The following is an 18,429-nucleotide window of genomic DNA, read 5'->3' as shown; positions in this document are numbered from 1 at the left end:
GGAATATTAACGACAACTGACGAATAAAATAAAAACACCCTGTATAATAGGAAAGCTTATTTTACAGGGTAAAACCATGCCATCTACACGCTATCAAAAAATTAATGCCCATCACTATCGCCATATATGGGTCGTTGGTGATATTCATGGTGAATATCAATTATTACAATCCCGCTTACATCAACTCTCTTTTTGCCCTGAAACCGACTTACTTATTTCGGTAGGCGATAACATCGATCGTGGGCCGGAGAGTCTTAACGTGCTGCGCCTGCTAAACCAGCCCTGGTTTACGCCGGTTAAAGGCAACCACGAAGCAATGGCGCTGGATGCGTTCGCGACCGGCGATGGAAATATGTGGCTTGCCAGCGGTGGTGACTGGTTTTTCGATTTAAATGATTCAGAGCAACAAGAGGCAATAGATCTGTTGCTGAAATTCCATCACCTTCCACATATTATTGAAATCATTAATGACAACATAAAATATGTCATCGCACATGCAGATTATCCGGGTGATGAATATCAGTTTGGTAAAGAAATAGTAGAAAGCGAATTACTCTGGCCTGTTGATCGTGTGCAGAAATCGCTTAATGGCGAGTTACAACAAATAAACGGCGCTGATTATTTTATATTTGGACATATGATGTTTGATAACATTCAGACGTTCGCTAACCAGATTTATATTGATACCGGCACGCCGAAAAGCGGGCGGCTGTCATTTTATAAAATAAAGTAGTCTCATGCTTCTTCTGTGAAGCATGAGTAACCAAATGTTATTGCAGGCCATTATTCATTTTTCGCTACCAGCAAAGAGAGATCCTGCTTCGCCAGCGCGCGACTGGCACTCTCCGGCAAACCGTCGTCTGTGATAATCTGATCAAACTCGCTTAATGGTAACGCCAGCCATGTCGCCACCTGACCATATTTCGTCGCATCACAGACCAAAACTCGCTGGCGGCTGGCACTGGCAATCGCCCGTTTCACCGTGACTTTATCTTCCGCTGGCGTAGAAATCCCCCGCACACTCCATGACGATGCAGAAATAAAAGCCTGATCAATCATCAGGCTGCGCAGCATGGTCGCAGCGGCTTCCCCGACACAGGAACGGTTTTCCCGACACACTGCACCGCCAGTGTGAATAATTGTGCAATTACTGTTGTCGAGCAAGTAGTCTGCAATAACGAAATCGTTTGTGACCACAGTCAGTGACTCCATGTGAATCAGATGCTGTGCTATCGCTAACGTGGTCGTTCCCGCATCCAGATAGATACAACTTCCCGGCTGAACAAGACTTGCCGCCAGCTTGCCAATAGCCGCTTTTTGCGTCATTGCCAGCGCAGTTTTTACCTGATGAGAAGGTTCATGCGCCACGCGTCCCGGAGACTGGACGCCTCCGGACACCAGCACAACGGCTCCCTGCTGCTCCAGTTTTTGTAAATCCCGACGAATGGTCATATGTGACACATTCATTCTGTCCGTTAGTTCAGCAATACTGACAATGCCTTTTTCAGCTACCATCTCAAGGATGATTTGGCGACGCTCTACGGGTATCAACTTTTGCTCCTTCCTTTGTCCTGCTGACATTCTACGCTATTTGCCTGCGAAACGTGCGCGGCGCAACTAACGCTTAGTTCACATAAAATAACACACAATGTTAATTTATGTGAATCAGCTCACCATATCGTTATCTTCCAGCGCTTATATTCACAATATCAAACAAAATATCACTTAAATTAACAAGGAGAGCAGATGAAAACGGGATCTGAGTTTCATGTCGGTATCGTTGGCTTAGGGTCAATGGGAATGGGAGCAGCACTGTCATGTGTCCGCGCAGGTCTTTCTACCTGGGGCGCAGACCTGAACAGCAATGCCTGCGCTACGTTGAAAGAGGCAGGTGCTTGCGGGGTTTCTGATAACGCCGCGACGTTTGCCGAAAAACTGGACGCTCTGCTGGTGCTGGTGGTCAATGCGGCCCAGGTTAAACAGGTGCTGTTTGGTGAAACAGGCGTTGCACAACATCTGAAACCCGGTACGGCAGTAATGGTTTCTTCCACTATCGCTAGTGCTGATGCGCAAGAAATTGCTACCGCTCTGGCTGGATTCGATCTGGAAATGCTGGATGCGCCAGTTTCTGGTGGTGCAGTAAAAGCCGCTAACGGTGAAATGACTGTCATGGCCTCCGGTAGCGATATTGCCTTTGAACGACTGGCACCCGTGCTGGAAGCCGTTGCCGGAAAAGTTTATCGCATAGGTGCAGAACCGGGACTAGGTTCGACCGTAAAAATTATTCACCAGTTGTTAGCGGGCGTACATATTGCTGCCGGAGCCGAAGCGATGGCACTTGCAGCCCGTGCGGGGATCCCGCTGGATGTGATGTATGACGTCGTGACCAATGCCGCCGGAAATTCCTGGATGTTCGAAAACCGGATGCGTCATGTGGTGGATGGCGATTACACCCCGCATTCAGCCGTCGATATTTTTGTTAAGGATCTTGGTCTGGTTGCCGATACAGCCAAAGTCCTGCACTTCCCGCTGCCATTGGCCTCAACAGCATTGAATATGTTCACCAGCGCCAGTAACGCGGGTTACGGGAAAGAAGACGATAGCGCAGTTATCAAGATTTTCTCTGGCATCACTCTACCGGGAGCGAAATCATGATCAAGATTGGCGTTATCGCCGATGATTTTACCGGCGCAACGGATATCGCCAGTTTTCTGGTGGAAAACGGTCTACCAACGGTACAAATTAACGGTGTTCCAACAGGTAAAATGCCGGAAGCAATCGACGCACTGGTGATCAGCCTGAAAACGCGTTCCTGTCCGGTGGTTGAAGCCACACAGCAATCGCTGGCGGCTCTGAGCTGGTTGCAACAGCAAGGTTGCAAACAGATCTATTTCAAATACTGCTCTACTTTCGACAGTACGGCTAAAGGTAATATCGGCCCGGTTACCGATGCATTAATGGATGCTCTCGACACGCCGTTTACGGTCTTCTCTCCGGCCCTGCCGGTCAACGGACGTACGGTTTATCAGGGGTATTTGTTCGTAATGAATCAACTGCTGGCCGAATCCGGGATGCGCCATCACCCGGTAAATCCCATGACCGACAGCTATCTTCCCCGTCTGGTTGAAGCGCAATCCACAGGGCGCTGCGGCGTCGTTTCGGCACATGTTTTCGAACAAGGTGTGGATGCCGTTCGTCAAGAGCTGGCTCGCTTACAGCAAGAGGGCTACCGCTACGCGGTGCTTGATGCGCTGACCGAACACCATCTGGAAATTCAGGGAGAAGCCTTGCGCGATGCCCCACTGGTAACGGGCGGTTCTGGTCTGGCGATTGGCCTGGCCCGGCAGTGGACGCAAGAAAACGGTAACCAGGCTCGCGAAGCAGGGCATCCGCTCGCTGGGCGCGGCGTAGTGCTCTCCGGTTCATGCTCTCAAATGACCAACCGCCAGGTAGCACATTACCGTCAAATTGCACCAGCCCGTGAAGTTGATGTGGCACGCTGCCTCTCAACTGAAACTCTGGCCACTTATGCACACGAACTGGCAGAGTGGGTTCTGGGCCAGGAAAGTGTACTTGCTCCACTGGTTTTTGCCACCGCCAGCACTGACGCATTGGCAGCAATTCAACAGCAATACGGTGCACAAAAAGCCAGTCAGGCAGTAGAAACACTGTTTTCTCAACTAGCGGCGCGGTTAGCGGCGGAAGGCGTGGCACGCTTTATTGTCGCAGGCGGTGAGACCTCCGGCGTAGTCACACAGAGCCTGGGCATAAAAGGGTTTCATATTGGCCCAACCATTTCCCCCGGCGTGCCGTGGGTAAACGCACTGGATAAGCCTGTCTCACTCGCCCTTAAATCTGGCAACTTCGGTGATGACGCCTTTTTTTCACGAGCCCAAAGAGAGTTTTTATCATGAGCGATTTCGCAAAAGTAGAGCAGTCTTTGCGAGAGGAGATGACGCGGATTGCCAGTTCATTCTTTCAGCGCGGCTATGCAACCGGTTCGGCTGGCAATCTGTCGCTGCTTTTACCTGACGGGAATTTACTGGCGACACCGACAGGTTCATGCCTGGGCAATCTCGATCCGCAGCGGCTTTCCAAAGTCGCCGCGGATGGCGAATGGTTAAGTGGTGACAAACCCTCGAAAGAGGTGCTCTTTCATCTGGCGCTGTATCGCAACAATCCGCGTTGTAAAGCGGTGGTGCATTTGCACAGCACATGGTCGACGGCGCTTTCCTGCCTGCAAGGGCTGGACAGCAGCAACGTTATTCGTCCGTTCACACCATACGTGGTGATGCGGATGGGAAATGTCCCGCTGGTACCTTATTACCGACCGGGCGATAAACGCATCGCACAGGATCTGGCGGAACTGGCAGCAGACAATCAGGCTTTTTTACTGGCAAATCATGGCCCAGTAGTTTGCGGTGAAAGCCTGCAAGAAGCCGCCAACAATATGGAAGAGCTGGAGGAAACGGCAAAGCTGATTTTTATTCTCGGTGACCGCCCGATCCGTTATCTGACCGCAGGTGAAATTGCGGAATTAAGGAGTTAATGCAATGCCTCGTTTTGCAGCTAATTTATCCATGATGTTCACCGAAGTGCCTTTTATTGAACGCTTCGCCGCAGCGCGAAAAGCCGGGTTCGATGCTGTGGAATTTCTGTTTCCCTATGACTACTCCACCCTGCAAATCCAAAAGCAACTGGAGCAAAACCATCTGACACTGGCGCTGTTCAATACCGCTCCCGGAGATATTAATGCGGGGGAATGGGGATTATCCGCCCTTCCCGGACGTGAGCACGAAGCACACGCAGACATCGACCTGGCACTGGAATATGCATTGGCGCTCAATTGTGAACAAGTCCATGTGATGGCAGGCGTCGTGCCCGCTGGCGAAGACGCTGAACGGTACCGGGCAGTATTTATCGATAATCTCCGCTACGCTGCCGACCGCTTTGCGCTACACGGCAAGCGAATATTAGTTGAAGCACTCAGCCCCGACGTTAAGCCTCATTATCTCTTCTCCAGCCAGTATCAGGCACTGGCTATTGTTGAAGAGGTTGCGCGAGATAACGTGTTTATTCAACTAGATACTTTTCATGCGCAAAAAGTAGATGGCAACCTGACGCATTTAATCCGCGACTACGCCGGGAAATATGCGCACGTACAAATTGCCGGACTACCTGATCGACATGAACCGGACGATGGAGAAATCAACTATCCGTGGCTGTTCCGCCTGTTCGATGAGGTGGGATATCAGGGCTGGATCGGTTGTGAATATAAACCTCGTGGCCTCACCGAAGAAGGGCTTGGCTGGTTTGACGCCTGGCGCTAATTCGTTAAATCCCTAATTACAACGTACCCATACATCCCCCCATCTACGGATGGGGTAGGTTAACTATAACTTTCAGACAGGGTTTCCCATGTCCACAATTACATTGTTATGCATTGCGTTAGCTGGCGTAATCATGCTGTTGCTGCTGGTCATCAAGGCAAAGGTACAACCATTCGTTGCTCTGCTCCTCGTCAGCCTGTTAGTCGCACTTGCGGCGGGTATACCGGCGGGCGAAGTGGGTAAAGTGATGATCGCCGGGATGGGCGGTGTGCTTGGTTCCGTCACTATTATTATTGGTCTGGGCGCTATGCTGGGGCGTATGATCGAACACTCTGGTGGTGCAGAGTCACTGGCTAATTATTTCAGTCGCAAGTTAGGTGACAAACGAACTATCGCTGCGCTGACTCTGGCAGCGTTCTTCCTCGGTATTCCCGTCTTCTTTGATGTCGGCTTTATTATTCTTGCGCCAATCATTTACGGTTTTGCCAAGGTTGCCAAAATATCGCCACTCAAATTTGGCCTGCCTGTCGCTGGGATCATGCTAACTGTACATGTGGCGGTACCGCCGCATCCAGGCCCTGTCGCCGCAGCGGGGTTACTCCACGCAGACATCGGCTGGCTAACCATCATCGGTATTGCGATTTCTATTCCCGTAGGGGTTGTTGGCTACTTTGCAGCGAAAATAATCAATAAGCGCCAATATGCGATGTCAGTAGAAGTACTGGAACAGATGCAACTGGCTCCGGCCAGTGAGGAAGGCGCGACAAAATTAAGCGATAAAATAAATCCACCGGGCGTCGCGCTGGTCACCTCGCTAATTGTTATTCCTATCGCGATTATCATGGCGGGTACGGTTTCCGCAACACTGATGCCGCCTTCGCATCCCCTGCTTGGTACGCTACAGCTGATCGGCTCACCAATGGTAGCTCTAATGATTGCGCTGGTGCTGGCATTCTGGTTATTGGCTTTACGTCGCGGCTGGAGCTTACAACACACCAGCGACATTATGGGCTCAGCGCTTCCTACTGCGGCGGTAGTGATTTTGGTTACTGGTGCTGGAGGGGTATTTGGCAAAGTGCTGGTGGAATCGGGCGTCGGCAAAGCCCTTGCCAACATGCTACAAATGATTGACCTGCCTCTGTTACCAGCCGCATTTATTATTTCACTGGCGCTGCGTGCATCGCAGGAGTCAGCAACCGTAGCAATACTGACAACCGGCGGGTTACTCTCAGAAGCGGTGATGGGATTGAATCCGATTCAGTGCGTATTGGTGACGCTGGCAGCCTGCTTTGGTGGGCTTGGCGCGTCACATATTAATGACTCAGGGTTCTGGATTGTGACCAAATATCTGGGGTTGTCGGTAGCAGACGGTCTGAAAACCTGGACAGTGTTAACGACCATTCTCGGTTTTACCGGATTCTTAATTACCTGGTGCGTATGGGCGGTAATTTGACCTTAATAAAAAGGTCCGATGGGCATCGGACCTTTTATTGTGCACAGAAAAGGCCAGCCTCGCTTGAGACTGGCCTTTGTGACAGATGCTTACTTACTCGCGGAACAGCGCTTCGATATTCAGCCCCTGCGTTTGCAGGATTTCACGCAAACGGCGCAGGCCTTCAACCTGAATCTGGCGAACACGTTCACGGGTGAGGCCAATTTCACGACCTACATCTTCCAGTGTTGCCGCTTCGTACCCCAGCAAACCGAATCGACGTGCCAGCACTTCACGCTGTTTGGCGTTCAGCTCGAACAGCCATTTGACGATGCTCTGCTTCATATCGTCATCTTGCGTGGTATCTTCCGGACCGTTCTCTTTTTCATCGGCCAGGATGTCCAGCAACGCTTTTTCGGAATCACCACCCAGCGGGGTGTCTACCGAGGTAATGCGCTCGTTAAGACGAAGCATACGGCTGACGTCATCAACTGGCTTATCCAGTTGCTCTGCGATCTCTTCCGCACTTGGTTCATGGTCCAGCTTATGGGACAACTCACGTGCGGTTCGCAGGTAAACGTTCAGCTCCTTTACGATGTGAATCGGCAAACGAATAGTACGGGTTTGGTTCATAATCGCCCGTTCAATCGTCTGGCGAATCCACCAGGTTGCGTATGTTGAGAAGCGGAAACCACGTTCCGGGTCAAACTTCTCTACCGCGCGGATCAGCCCCAGGTTGCCCTCTTCGATAAGGTCCAGCAACGCCAGACCACGATTGCCATAACGGCGGGCAATTTTTACCACCAGACGCAAGTTACTCTCGATCATCCGGCGGCGAGAGGCGACATCTCCACGCAGTGCGCGACGCGCAAAATAAACTTCTTCTTCGGCCGTTAACAGTGGTGAATAACCAATCTCACCAAGGTAAAGCTGAGTCGCGTCCAACACACGCTGTGTGGCTCCCTGCGATAACAGTTCCTCTTCGGCCAAATCGTTATCACTGGGTTCCTCTTCTACTAAGGCCTTTTCGTCAAAAACCTCAACTCCGTTCTCATCAAATTCCGCATCTTCATTTAAATCATGAACTTTCAGCGTATTCTGACTCATAAGGTGGCTCCTACCCGTGATCCCTTGACGGAACATTCAAGCAAAAGCCTGGTTCCGCCGATTTATCGCTGCGGCAAATAACGCAGCGGGTTTACGGATTTCCCCTTGTAACGAATTTCAAAATGCAAGCGTGTTGAACTGGTTCCGGTGCTACCCATGGTTGCTATTTTTTGCCCCGCCTTCACTTCTTGTTGTTCCCGGACCAGCATTGTGTCGTTATGGGCGTAGGCACTCAGGTAATCATCATTATGTTTGATGATAATCAGATTACCGTAGCCGCGCAGCGCGTTACCAGCATAAACAACGCGGCCATCTGCGGTCGCGATAATTGCCTGTCCTTTGCTGCCTGCGATATCAATCCCCTTGTTGCCCCCCTCAGAAGCGCCAAAGGTTTCGATCACTTTGCCCTCAGTCGGCCAGCGCCAGGTGGAGATAGGCGTACTGGTTGATGTACTGCTGACAGTTGGCTCGGTTGTGCTTGCTGTTGGTACCGTTACAGGCGCTGTGACCGTGGTCGCAGCTGGCTTGTTGTTCGGCAACATTTTGTTAGCACTCTGTTCACCCGAAGATTCAGAATACGTAATTGTCGGTTGCGACGCAACAGCAACGGTGGAATTTTGTGCAGGCTTGATCACAACTCCTTGCTCTGCTGCGTCGGCCTGGGTAATGGCATTTCCGCCAGTGATTGGCGTACCGGAAGCATTACCCACCTGCAAGGTCTGACCAACGTTCAGCGCGTATGGTGCCTGAATATTGTTGCGCTGAGCAAGGTCACGGAAATCGTTGCCAGTAATCCAGGCGATATAGAAAAGTGTGTCGCCTTTTTTCACGGTATAGGTACTGCCGCTATAACTGCCTTTCGGAATGTTCCCATACTGACGGTTATAGACGATGCGTCCGTTTTCCATCTGTACCGGCTGCTGAGCTACTGGCTGCACTGGCTGGATTTGCGGTTGTTGAGTAGCCTGAATTTGTGGCTGCTGTACCGGCTGAATTTGCGGTTGCTGCGCTGTAGACGTCGTCCCCATTTTCGGCGGCGGCGTAATCAACATACCAGAATTAGTATTTGCAGGCGCATTGCCATTAACGGAGCTGACCGGTGCCGGTGGATTTGAAGTGTCAGAACAGCCTGCCAGCCATAGCGAAACCAGTGACAAAGCCGCAATGCGGCGAACGGTGAATTTTGGGCTTCCCGCGCTCATTTATCCCCCAGGAAAAATTGGTTAATAACCAGTGACATAATTACCGTGCAAGGCACCCTACTGAACACTGGAAAAGATGTTCACGATACGCTGACCTGCGGCAAAATAACCAGGAAAAATCCAGGTATTTCCTCACGTTTTAAGCCAGCTCACCCTTCACTAAAGGGACAAAGCGCACGGCCTCCACGGTATCGATAATAAATTCGCCTCCCCGACGACGCACCCGTTTCAAATACTGGTGCTCCTCCCCTACGGGTAAGACGAGAATCCCGCCTTCGTCCAGCTGCGTCATTAGCGCAGTTGGAATTTCCGGCGGTGCCGCCGTAACAATGATAGCGTCAAACGGCGCACGTGCCTGCCAACCTTGCCATCCATCGCCATGACGGGTTGAAACATTATGTAAATCAAGATTTTTCAGGCGGCGACGTGCCTGCCACTGCAAGCCTTTAATCCGTTCAACCGAGCAAACATGCTGGACAAGATGCGCCAGGATTGCCGTTTGATATCCCGAACCGGTGCCAATTTCCAGCACCCGCGACTGCGGCGTCAGCTCGAGTAATTCGGTCATTCGCGCCACCATATATGGCTGCGAAATTGTCTGCCCCTGACCTATCGGCAAAGCGATATTGTCCCAGGCTTTTTGTTCAAACGCTTCATCAACGAATTTTTCACGCGGCACGGCGGCAAGTGCATTCAGCACCTGCTCATCCTGAATACCTTGCGCACGTAATTGATCCAGAAGTGCTTGTACGCGTCTGCTTACCATTGCGTGCCAACTCCCACGCTGTTTAACCAGTCTGAAACCACATCTTGCGCGCTATGCGCAGTTAAATCCACATGCAGCGGCGTGATGGAGACATAGCCCTCATCTACCGCAGCAAAATCGGTCCCCGGACCAGCATCACATTTACCGCCCGGCGGGCCAATCCAGTACAGCGTATTGCCGCGCGGATCTTGCTGCGGGATCACCTGATCTGCCGGATGTCGTGTACCGCAGCGCGTCACGCGAATACCTTTGATTTGATCCAAGGGTAAATCCGGAACGTTAATATTAAGAATACGCCCGGTGCGCAGCGGCTCTTTACACAGTGCGCGCAAAATTGAACAGGTTACCGCCGCGGCAGTGTCGTAATGTTTATGCCCGTCAAGCGAGACGGCAAGCGCCGGAAAACCTAAATGACGGCCTTCCATCGCGGCGGCTACCGTACCGGAATAAATAACATCATCCCCCAGATTCGGCCCGGCGTTAATTCCGGACACAACAATGTCCGGGCGCGGACGCATCAGAGCATTCACGCCAAGATAGACGCAATCGGTCGGGGTTCCCATTTGCACAGCAATATCACCATTTTCAAAGGTAAACGTGCGCAGGGAGGATTCCAGTGTCAGAGAATTTGAAGCGCCGCTGCGGTTACGATCGGGGGCGACCACCTGAACGTCAGCAAACTCACGCAAGGCTTTCGCCAGCGTTTGTATACCGGGTGCATGTACCCCGTCATCATTACTCAGCAATATGCGCATAATCACCTGTTGTGTTGATAAGTTCCCTGACAACGCTGGTTGCAAAACTACCCGCCGGAAGCCAGAAACGGATCTCTACGGTGACGTCATCCCACCAATTCCAGCTTAATTGTTGCGGATACAGCAGCATCGCTCTGCGCGCGGCTTCAACTTTTTCGCGCACCAGTAAAGCTTGTAATTCAGTTTCTGCGGCGACAGCTGCTTGTTCGAATGCCAGCGCTTCACGCTGAGTTCCCCATTCGCCACTGCCTGGCAATGCGGCGGTTATCATCAACTCTTTATCGTTGACGCGACGCTGTAATTCCGCCAGTTCTTCGGTGGTTGCTACAAACCAGCTACCACGTCCGGCTAATTGTAGCGCATCGCCGTCAACAACTTGATTAACGTCTGCTTTTTTGAGGCGCTCAGCAACAATCTGATTAAACAACGCACTGCGGGCTGCCGACAACCAAAAACTCCGTTTATTGCGATCGCGCACCGGAGTATTGGTTTGCGCCCAGCGCTGCGCCCCCTGCAAGTTGCTACCGCCAATCCCAAAACGTTGGGCACCGAAGTAGTTCGGTACACCTTTTACGCAAATATCGATCAGACGTTGTTCAACGTCATCGCGATTGCTCACTTCGCGCAGAACCAGGGTAAAGGCGTTACCTTTCAGCGCGCCTAAACGCAGCTTGCGCTTGTGCCGCGCATACTCCAGCACCTGGCAGCCTTCCAGTTGAAAGGCGCTCAGATCGGGCATTTCCTTGCCCGGCACGCGAGCGCATAACCACTGTTCCGTAACAGCATGTTTGTCTTTTTGCCCAGCGAAGCTGACTTCACGGGCATGAATTTTCAGGAATTTCGCCAGTGCATCCGCCACAAAACGGGTATTGCAGCCGTTTTTGAGGATTCTAACCAGAATATGCTCACCTTCACCATCAGGCTCAAAGCCCAAATCTTCCACCACCACAAAGTCTTCCGGATTGGCTTTCAGCAGCCCGGTGCCTTGCGGTTTACCGTGGAGGTAAGTGAGATTATCAAACTCAATCATTTTGTTGCCTTAATGAGTAGCGCCACCGCTTCACAGGCAATCCCTTCCCCACGTCCGGTAAATCCCAGTTTTTCCGTAGTAGTGGCTTTCACGTTAACATCATCCATATGGCAGCCGAGATCTTCGGCAATAAACACGCGCATTTGTGGAATGTGCGGCAACATCTTCGGTGCCTGAGCGATGATAGTGACATCGACGTTGCCAAGGGTATAACCCTTCGCCTGAATACGACGCCAGGCTTCGCGTAGCAGCTCGCGGCTATCGGCACCTTTAAATGCCGGATCGGTATCCGGGAACAGCTTGCCGATATCCCCCAGCGCCGCCGCGCCAAGCAATGCATCGGTCAACGCATGGAGCGCCACGTCGCCATCAGAATGCGCCAGCAATCCTTTTTCGTAAGGAATGCGTACGCCACCAATGATAATTGGGCCTTCACCGCCAAAGGCATGTACGTCAAAACCGTGTCCAATTCGCATTATGTATTCTCCTGATGGATGGTTCGGGTGAGGTAAAACTCGGCCAGTGCCAAATCTTCCGGGCGCGTGACTTTAATGTTATCCGCACGGCCTTCGACCAACTGAGGATGGAATCCGCAATATTCCAGCGCCGAGGCTTCGTCGGTAATAGTCGCGCCTTCATTTAGAGCGCGCGTCAGACAGTCATGTAACAGCTCACGAGGGAAAAATTGCGGCGTCAGCGCGTGCCATAAGCCGTTGCGATCAACGGTATGAGCAATGGCATTTTTGCCCGGTTCGGCACGTTTCATAGTATCGCGCACTGGTGCGGCGAGGATCCCCCCCGTGCGGCTGGTTTCGCTCAACGCCAACAATCGCGCGAGGTCATCCTGATGCAAACAAGGACGAGCGGCGTCATGCACCAATACCCACTGCGCGTCGCCAGCGGCTTTCAAACCTGCCAGCACGGAATCGGCACGCTCATCACCGCCATCTACAACGGTGATTTGCGGATGATTCGCCAGAGGAAGTTGTGCAAAACGGCTATCGCCAGGACTTATGGCAATGACGACACGTTTCACCCGGGGATGCGCCAGCAGCGCATGCACCGAGTGTTCAAGAATGGTTTGATTACCGATTGAGAGATATTGCTTAGGACATTCCGTTTGCATTCGACGGCCAAATCCGGCCGCCGGAACCACGGCGCAAACATCCAAATGAGTGGTTGCCATGTTAATTCCCGGGCTGATTTATCGATTGTTTTGCCCCGCAGACTGTGCGCGCTTCGACGCGTCAGGCACCAGACGATAAAAAGTTTCGCCCGGCCTGGTCATGCTGAGTTCATTACGCGCACGCTCTTCGAGCGCCTCCTGGCCGCCATTGAGATCGTCAATTTCGGCAAAAAGTTGATCGTTTCGCGCTTTAAGTTTCGCGTTTGTAGCTTGCTGTGCCGCCACATCATCATTGACGCGGGTATAGTCATGTATACCGTTCTTACCGAACCACAGCGAATACTGTAGCCAGACCAGAATAGCCAGCAACAGCAGCGTTAGTTTACCCATCCTGCCCCCTGAAAAACGGCATCATCATCCCATGCATCCGAAGACGACTCTACATCCTCTGTTGGGGATACCGCGACAACGCGGGCAAATGTACCACATTTGTCCATTGTTACGTATACCCAGGGCGTGCAGAACATAATCTCATTATTAGTTACGGTTTGAATTATGAACAGAGGAGACAAGAAAGTACAAATTAGCCCAGTAGCCACATAAACAGTGCGCCAAACATAATGCCTACTGTCACCAGGGTGAAAACAATACTGTAGCGTAGCTTTCCGTCCATCAATGAATGCAGCGCAATCCCCACCACTACCGCGACGGGCATCAGCGCCAGAAAGAAAGGCCAGGTGTAGATAAAGAAGAACAGCGTGTTAGAGCCATAAATCAACATCGGCATCGCCAGCGCAAATAACCAGGAGATAAAACCGACCACGGCACCAGGCAGTGACCATGTGGTTTCTTCATCCTCAGTAAGGCTGTCGTTATTTGTTAGTGTAATGTTATGGCTATTACGCATATTTGATCCTGTTACTTTGACGAACCGGGCATGGAAACCCGGTGGTGTCTCAGGATCTGATAATATCGTTCTGTCTCAACAGATCTAATAATTGCTGTACCAAATTTGTTACTAATTGTTCACCATTGAGATGAATTTCTGCCGATTCAGGCGCTTCGTAAACGGAATCTATTCCCGTAAAGTTGCGCAGTTCACCGGCACGCGCTTTCTTATATAAGCCTTTGGGATCGCGGGCTTCGCAAATCGCCAGCGGCGTATCGACAAACACTTCGATAAAGCGCCCTTCTCCTACGCGTTCGCGAACCATCTGGCGTTCGGCGCGGTGTGGCGAGATAAATGCGGTCAGCACCACCAGTCCGGCTTCAACCATCAAATTCGCCACTTCACCGACGCGACGGATATTCTCTTTACGATCGGCATCGCTAAAACCGAGATCGCTGCATAATCCGTGGCGAACATTGTCGCCATCCAGCAGATACGTACTGACGCCGAGTTTATGTAACGCCTCCTCCAGCGCCCCGGCGACCGTTGATTTACCGGACCCGGAGAGGCCGGTAAACCACAGCACTACACCACGATGACCGTGGTGTAGCTCGCGTTGTTGCACAGTGACCGGATGGCTATGCCAGACGACGTTTTCGTCATGCAGCGCCATTATTTATCCCCCAGCAAATCGCGCGCGCCCCAGTGCGGAAAGTGGCGACGAACCAGAGCATTCAATTCCAGTTCGAATGCACTGAATTCAGATGGCGCAGCAGTTGCCTGGCTAACTGGCTCGTGCACCATACCGGCACCCACGGTCACATTGCTCAGGCGATCGATAAAAATCAGCCCACCCGTCACCGGATTTTGTTGATAACGATCTAACACCAGCGGCTCGTCAAAAGTGAGATCCACGAGGCCGATCCCATTCAGTGGCAGGTTTTCAACTTCGCGTTGGGTAAGGTTATTAATATCAACCTGATAACGAATGCCATCAACACGAGCACGCGTCTTCTTACCGGCAATTTTGATGTCATAACTCTGGCCCGGGGAAAGCGGCTGTTCCGCCATCCATACCACATCCACCGACGCGCTCTGCACAGCTGGTAACGCTTCGTCTGCCGCCAGCAGCAGATCGCCACGGCTGATGTCGATCTCATCCGTCAGCACCAGGGTGATCGCTTCTCCGGCAAAGGCTTCTTCGCGATCGCCATCAAAAGTCACGATCCGGGCGACGTTTGATTCCACACCAGAGGGCAGCACTTTGACTCGTTGCCCGACTTCTACGCGACCGGATGCCAGCGTTCCGGCGTAACCACGAAAATCGAGATTCGGGCGATTAACGTACTGCACCGGGAAGCGCATTGGCTGAGCATCCACCACTCGCTGGATCTCCACGGTTTCCAGCACTTCGAGCAGTGTTGGACCGCTGTACCACGCCATACTTTCACTTTGCGAAGCCACGTTGTCGCCTTCCAGTGCAGAGAGCGGCACAAAGCGGATATCCAGATTACCCGGCAGCTGCCCGGCAAAGGTCAGATAATCTTCACGAATACGGGTGAACGTCTTTTCACTGTAATCCACCAGATCCATTTTGTTGATCGCCACGACCAGATGTTTGATCCCCAACAGTGTGGAGATAAAACTGTGACGACGGGTTTGATCGAGCACGCCTTTACGGGCATCGATCAGTAAGATCGCCAGTTCACATGTCGATGCGCCAGTCGCCATATTGCGGGTGTACTGCTCGTGCCCTGGGGTGTCGGCGATAATAAATTTACGCTTCTCGGTAGAGAAATAGCGGTAAGCCACGTCAATGGTGATGCCCTGTTCGCGCTCAGCTTGCAGGCCGTCCACCAGCAGTGCCAGATCCAGCTTTTCGCCCTGGGTGCCGTGACGTTTACTGTCGTTATGCAGCGATGAGAGCTGATCTTCGTAGATTTGGCGGGTATCGTGCAGCAGGCGACCAATCAGAGTACTTTTGCCGTCATCGACGCTACCACAGGTCAGAAAACGCAGCAGGCTTTTATGTTGTTGCGCAATCATCCAGGCTTCGACGCCGCCTTCATTGGCGATTTGTTGTGCAAGTGCGGTGTTCATCTTAAAAATACCCCTGACGTTTTTTCAGCTCCATAGACCCCGCCTGGTCGCGGTCAATCACGCGGCCCTGACGTTCACTGGTGGTAGAAACCAGCATCTCTTCGATGATCTCCGGTAGTGTTTGTGCATTTGACTCCACCGCACCGGTCAGCGGCCAGCAGCCCAGCGTACGGAAACGCACCATCCGTTTTTTAATCACTTCGCCCGGTTGCAGGTCGATACGGTTGTCATCAATCATCATCAACATACCGTCGCGTTCCAGAACCGGACGTTCCGCAGCGAGATACAGCGGCACAATGTCGATATTTTCCAGCCAGATGTATTGCCAGATATCCTGCTCGGTCCAGTTAGAGAGCGGGAAGACGCGGATGCTTTCGCCTTTGTTAATTTGCCCGTTGTAGTTGTGCCACAGCTCTGGGCGCTGATTTTTCGGATCCCAGCGATGGAAGCGGTCACGGAAAGAGTAGATTCGCTCTTTAGCGCGGGATTTCTCTTCGTCACGGCGCGCACCACCGAAGGCGGCATCAAAACCGTATTTGTTCAGCGCCTGTTTCAGGCCTTCAGTTTTCATAATATCGGTATGTTTCGCGCTGCCGTGCACGAATGGATTAATCCCCATCGCCACGCCTTCCGGGTTTTTATGCACCAGCAGCTCGCAGCCGTAGGCTTTCGCCGTACGATCGCGGAACTCATACATCTCGCGGAATTTCCAGCCGGTATCGACATGCAGCAACGGGAAAGGCAGCGTACCTGGATAAAACGCCTTGCGCGCCAGATGCAGCATGACGCTGGAATCTTTACCGATAGAGTAGAGCATCACCGGATTTGAGAATTCTGCCGCCACCTCGCGAATAATGTGGATGCTTTCCGCCTCCAGTTGCCGCAGGTGAGTAAGTCGTATTTGATCCATAACCGTTCCTTTGCAATACCGCTATTTTCTTGCCATCAGATGTTTCGACTATAGGGAGCGTAAGAGAACGAATGAAATTACCAATTAGAATGAGTAGTTCCTTAACGGAATAACGATTTGGCAAAGCTAATATCAAAAAGTGCTTAAGGCACCGGATTTCGGGCGTTTAGGAAGATTTGAAATTGTTTTAGCGCAGCGGCAGTTTCATACTATGGCGGTAAAAAAATTTGCATGGTATTTAAGGACTCACTATGTTTTCCGCATTGCGCCACCGTACCGCTGCCCTGGCGCTCGGCGTATGCTTTATTCTCCCCGTACACGCCTCGTCACCTAAACCTGGCGATTTTGCTAATACTCAGGCACGACATATTGCTACTTTCTTTCCGGGACGCATGACCGGAACTCCTGCAGAAATGTTATCTGCCGATTATATTCGCCAACAGTTTCAGCAAATGGGTTATCGCAGTGATATTCGGACATTTAATAGTCGGTATATTTATACCGCCCGCGATAATCGTAAGAGCTGGCATAACGTGACGGGAAGTACGGTGATTGCCGCTCATGAAGGCAAAGCGCCGCAGCAGATCATCATTATGGCGCATCTGGATACTTACGCCCCGCTGAGCGATGCTGACGCCGATGCCAATCTCGGCGGGCTGACGTTACAAGGAATGGATGATAACGCCGCAGGTTTAGGTGTCATGCTGGAATTGGCAGAACGCCTGAAAAATACGCCTACCGAGTATGGTATTCGATTTGTAGCGACCAGCGGTGAAGAGGAAGGGAAATTAGGCGCTGAGAATTTACTCAAGCGGATGAGTGACACCGAAAAGAAAAATACGCTGCTGGTGATTAATCTCGATAACTTAATTGTTGGCGATAAATTGTATTTCAACAGTGGTGTAAAAACCCCTGAAGCAGTAAGGAAATTAACGCGCGACAGGGCACTGGCAATTGCGCGTAGTCATGGAATTGCCGCAACGACCAATCCGGGTTTGAATAAAAATTATCCGAAGGGTACTGGCTGTTGTAATGACGCCGAAGTTTTCGACAAAGCCGGTATTGCCGTACTTTCGGTAGAAGCAACAAATTGGAATCTTGGGAATAAGGATGGTTATCAGCAACGCGCAAAAACAGCTGCATTCCCTGCGGGAAATAGCTGGCATGACGTAAGACTGGATAATCAACAACATATTGATAAGGCACTTCCAGGAAGAATAGAACGTCGCTGCCGTGATGTTATGCGGATAATGCTACCGCTGGTGAAGGAGCTGGCGAAGGCGTCTTGATGGGTATGAAAATGGGAGTTGGGAGTTCTACCGCAGGGGCGGGGAACTCCAAGTGATATCCATCATCGCATCCAGTGCGCCCGGTTTATCCCCGCTGACGCGGGGAACACACATGAATGTCGGTTCAGACCGTGTTTTTACCCGGTTTATCCCCGCTGGCGCGGGGAACACAGTGCTGGACCATTTCAAATTCACAATAGATTCGGTTTATCCCCGCTGGCGCGGGGAACACGGAATGATATTTCAATAAATAATTATAACAATCGGTTTATCCCCGCTGGCGCGGGGAACACAGCCGGGCGAAATTTTGATTCATCGTGATGACCGGTTTATCCCCGCTGGCGCGGGGAACACCCTGAACGGTGGGGAAAAACCCCATAAGCGCTAACTTAAGGGTTGTGGTATTACGCCTGATATGATTTAACGTGCCGATGAATTACTCTCACGATAACTGGTCAGCAATTCTGGCCCATATTGGTAAGCCCGAAGAACT

At 51.6% G+C, this 18,429-nt stretch carries 21 protein-coding genes and 1 CRISPR repeat array; of the genes, 8 read left to right on the top strand and 13 right to left on the bottom strand.

All coding sequences use genetic code 11. The features are described 5' to 3' along the window. Positions 1-76 precede the first annotated feature (76 nt). Positions 77-733: a protein-serine/threonine phosphatase gene (gene pphB / locus K0778_RS17460; protein WP_001141320.1), complete on the top strand. Its 657-nt coding sequence runs from the start codon at positions 77-79 to the stop codon at positions 731-733. Between the two features lie 50 nt (positions 734-783). Here the strand turns inward: pphB and ygbI are convergent, their stop codons facing one another. Further along, positions 784-1,551: a DNA-binding transcriptional repressor YgbI gene (gene ygbI, locus K0778_RS17455; RefSeq protein ID WP_001295181.1), complete on the bottom strand. Its 768-nt coding sequence runs from the start codon at positions 1,549-1,551 to the stop codon at positions 784-786. 195 nt (positions 1,552-1,746) lie between these two features. On the opposite strand from ygbI, the gene ltnD reads away from it, so the two are divergent. From ltnD to K0778_RS17430, 5 genes are all read left to right on the top strand, one after another. After that, complete coding sequence (gene ltnD / locus K0778_RS17450; protein ID WP_063084637.1) at positions 1,747-2,655, top strand: L-threonate dehydrogenase; 909 nt, start codon at positions 1,747-1,749, stop codon at positions 2,653-2,655. Next, complete coding sequence (gene otnK / locus K0778_RS17445; protein ID WP_000590405.1) at positions 2,652-3,914, top strand: 3-oxo-tetronate kinase; 1,263 nt, start codon at positions 2,652-2,654, stop codon at positions 3,912-3,914. Before ltnD ends, otnK begins: the two co-directional genes overlap by 4 nt. Further along, positions 3,911-4,549, top strand: coding sequence for an aldolase (locus K0778_RS17440; protein WP_001278994.1), 639 nt, complete (start codon positions 3,911-3,913; stop codon positions 4,547-4,549). The genes otnK and K0778_RS17440 overlap by 4 nt, the downstream gene beginning before the upstream one ends. 4 nt (positions 4,550-4,553) lie before the next feature. Continuing rightward, positions 4,554-5,330 (top strand): HPr family phosphocarrier protein, encoded by a 777-nt coding sequence (locus tag K0778_RS17435; protein ID WP_001136918.1) that lies wholly within the window; start codon positions 4,554-4,556, stop codon positions 5,328-5,330. 88 nt (positions 5,331-5,418) lie between these two features. Beyond that, complete coding sequence (locus K0778_RS17430; RefSeq protein ID WP_063084638.1) at positions 5,419-6,783, top strand: GntP family transporter; 1,365 nt, start codon at positions 5,419-5,421, stop codon at positions 6,781-6,783. Between the two features lie 93 nt (positions 6,784-6,876). Here the strand turns inward: K0778_RS17430 and rpoS are convergent, their stop codons facing one another. From rpoS to cysD, 12 genes are all read right to left on the bottom strand, one after another. Beyond that, on the bottom strand, positions 6,877-7,869 hold the full coding sequence (gene rpoS / locus K0778_RS17425; RefSeq protein WP_000081550.1) for an RNA polymerase sigma factor RpoS: 993 nt from the start codon (positions 7,867-7,869) through the stop codon (positions 6,877-6,879). A 62-nt stretch (positions 7,870-7,931) separates the two neighbouring features. Next, positions 7,932-9,026 carry a murein hydrolase activator NlpD gene (gene nlpD / locus K0778_RS17420; RefSeq protein ID WP_224692580.1) on the bottom strand — a complete coding sequence of 365 codons (1,095 nt, stop codon included), beginning with the start codon at positions 9,024-9,026 and terminating at the stop codon, positions 7,932-7,934. A gap of 184 nt (positions 9,027-9,210) precedes the next feature. Next, on the bottom strand, positions 9,211-9,837 hold the full coding sequence (gene pcm / locus K0778_RS17415) for a protein-L-isoaspartate O-methyltransferase (protein ID WP_000254708.1): 627 nt from the start codon (positions 9,835-9,837) through the stop codon (positions 9,211-9,213). Beyond that, entirely contained in the window at positions 9,831-10,592 is a 762-nt protein-coding gene (surE, locus tag K0778_RS17410) for a 5'/3'-nucleotidase SurE (RefSeq protein WP_001295182.1), read from the bottom strand. The genes pcm and surE overlap by 7 nt, the downstream gene beginning before the upstream one ends. After that, positions 10,573-11,622: a tRNA pseudouridine(13) synthase TruD gene (truD, locus tag K0778_RS17405; RefSeq protein ID WP_000568943.1), complete on the bottom strand. Its 1,050-nt coding sequence runs from the start codon at positions 11,620-11,622 to the stop codon at positions 10,573-10,575. The genes surE and truD overlap by 20 nt, the downstream gene beginning before the upstream one ends. Then, entirely contained in the window at positions 11,619-12,098 is a 480-nt protein-coding gene (ispF, locus tag K0778_RS17400; protein ID WP_001219242.1) for a 2-C-methyl-D-erythritol 2,4-cyclodiphosphate synthase, read from the bottom strand. The genes truD and ispF overlap by 4 nt, the downstream gene beginning before the upstream one ends. Then, entirely contained in the window at positions 12,098-12,808 is a 711-nt protein-coding gene (gene ispD / locus K0778_RS17395; RefSeq protein WP_000246138.1) for a 2-C-methyl-D-erythritol 4-phosphate cytidylyltransferase, read from the bottom strand. Before ispD ends, ispF begins: the two co-directional genes overlap by 1 nt. Positions 12,809-12,826: 18 nt before the next feature. Beyond that, complete coding sequence (ftsB, locus tag K0778_RS17390) at positions 12,827-13,138, bottom strand: cell division protein FtsB (protein WP_000517476.1); 312 nt, start codon at positions 13,136-13,138, stop codon at positions 12,827-12,829. 193 nt (positions 13,139-13,331) lie between these two features. Beyond that, the gene (locus K0778_RS17385; RefSeq protein WP_001246104.1) at positions 13,332-13,655 is read right to left on the bottom strand and encodes a DUF3561 family protein; all 324 of its coding nucleotides are present in this window, start codon (positions 13,653-13,655) and stop codon (positions 13,332-13,334) included. A gap of 49 nt (positions 13,656-13,704) precedes the next feature. Beyond that, positions 13,705-14,310, bottom strand: a complete 606-nt coding sequence (gene cysC / locus K0778_RS17380) for an adenylyl-sulfate kinase (RefSeq protein WP_001173673.1) — start codon at positions 14,308-14,310, stop codon at positions 13,705-13,707. Further along, the gene (gene cysN, locus K0778_RS17375) at positions 14,310-15,737 is read right to left on the bottom strand and encodes a sulfate adenylyltransferase subunit CysN (RefSeq protein WP_001090386.1); all 1,428 of its coding nucleotides are present in this window, start codon (positions 15,735-15,737) and stop codon (positions 14,310-14,312) included. Before cysN ends, cysC begins: the two co-directional genes overlap by 1 nt. Before the next feature lies 1 nt (position 15,738). Continuing rightward, positions 15,739-16,647 (bottom strand): sulfate adenylyltransferase subunit CysD, encoded by a 909-nt coding sequence (cysD, locus tag K0778_RS17370; protein ID WP_000372108.1) that lies wholly within the window; start codon positions 16,645-16,647, stop codon positions 15,739-15,741. 251 nt (positions 16,648-16,898) lie between these two features. On the opposite strand from cysD, the gene iap reads away from it, so the two are divergent. Further along, a complete protein-coding gene (gene iap / locus K0778_RS17365; protein ID WP_000490430.1) occupies positions 16,899-17,936 on the top strand; it encodes an alkaline phosphatase isozyme conversion aminopeptidase in 1,038 nt (345 codons plus the stop codon). An 81-nt stretch (positions 17,937-18,017) separates the two neighbouring features. Continuing rightward, positions 18,018-18,290: a CRISPR direct-repeat array (repeat unit 29 nt; unit sequence CGGTTTATCCCCGCTGGCGCGGGGAACAC). Positions 18,291-18,367: 77 nt separating this feature from the next. Beyond that, on the top strand, positions 18,368-18,429 hold a 62-nt coding region (locus K0778_RS27735; RefSeq protein WP_223671452.1), incomplete at its 3' end, for a hypothetical protein.

Source organism: Escherichia sp. XD33 (genome assembly GCF_019375075.1).
In the GTDB taxonomy this organism is placed as follows: Bacteria; Pseudomonadota; Gammaproteobacteria; order Enterobacterales; family Enterobacteriaceae; genus Enterobacter; species Enterobacter flexneri_A.
Note: the sequence above shows the minus strand (reverse complement) of the source record. Positions and strands in the feature narration are given on the sequence as shown.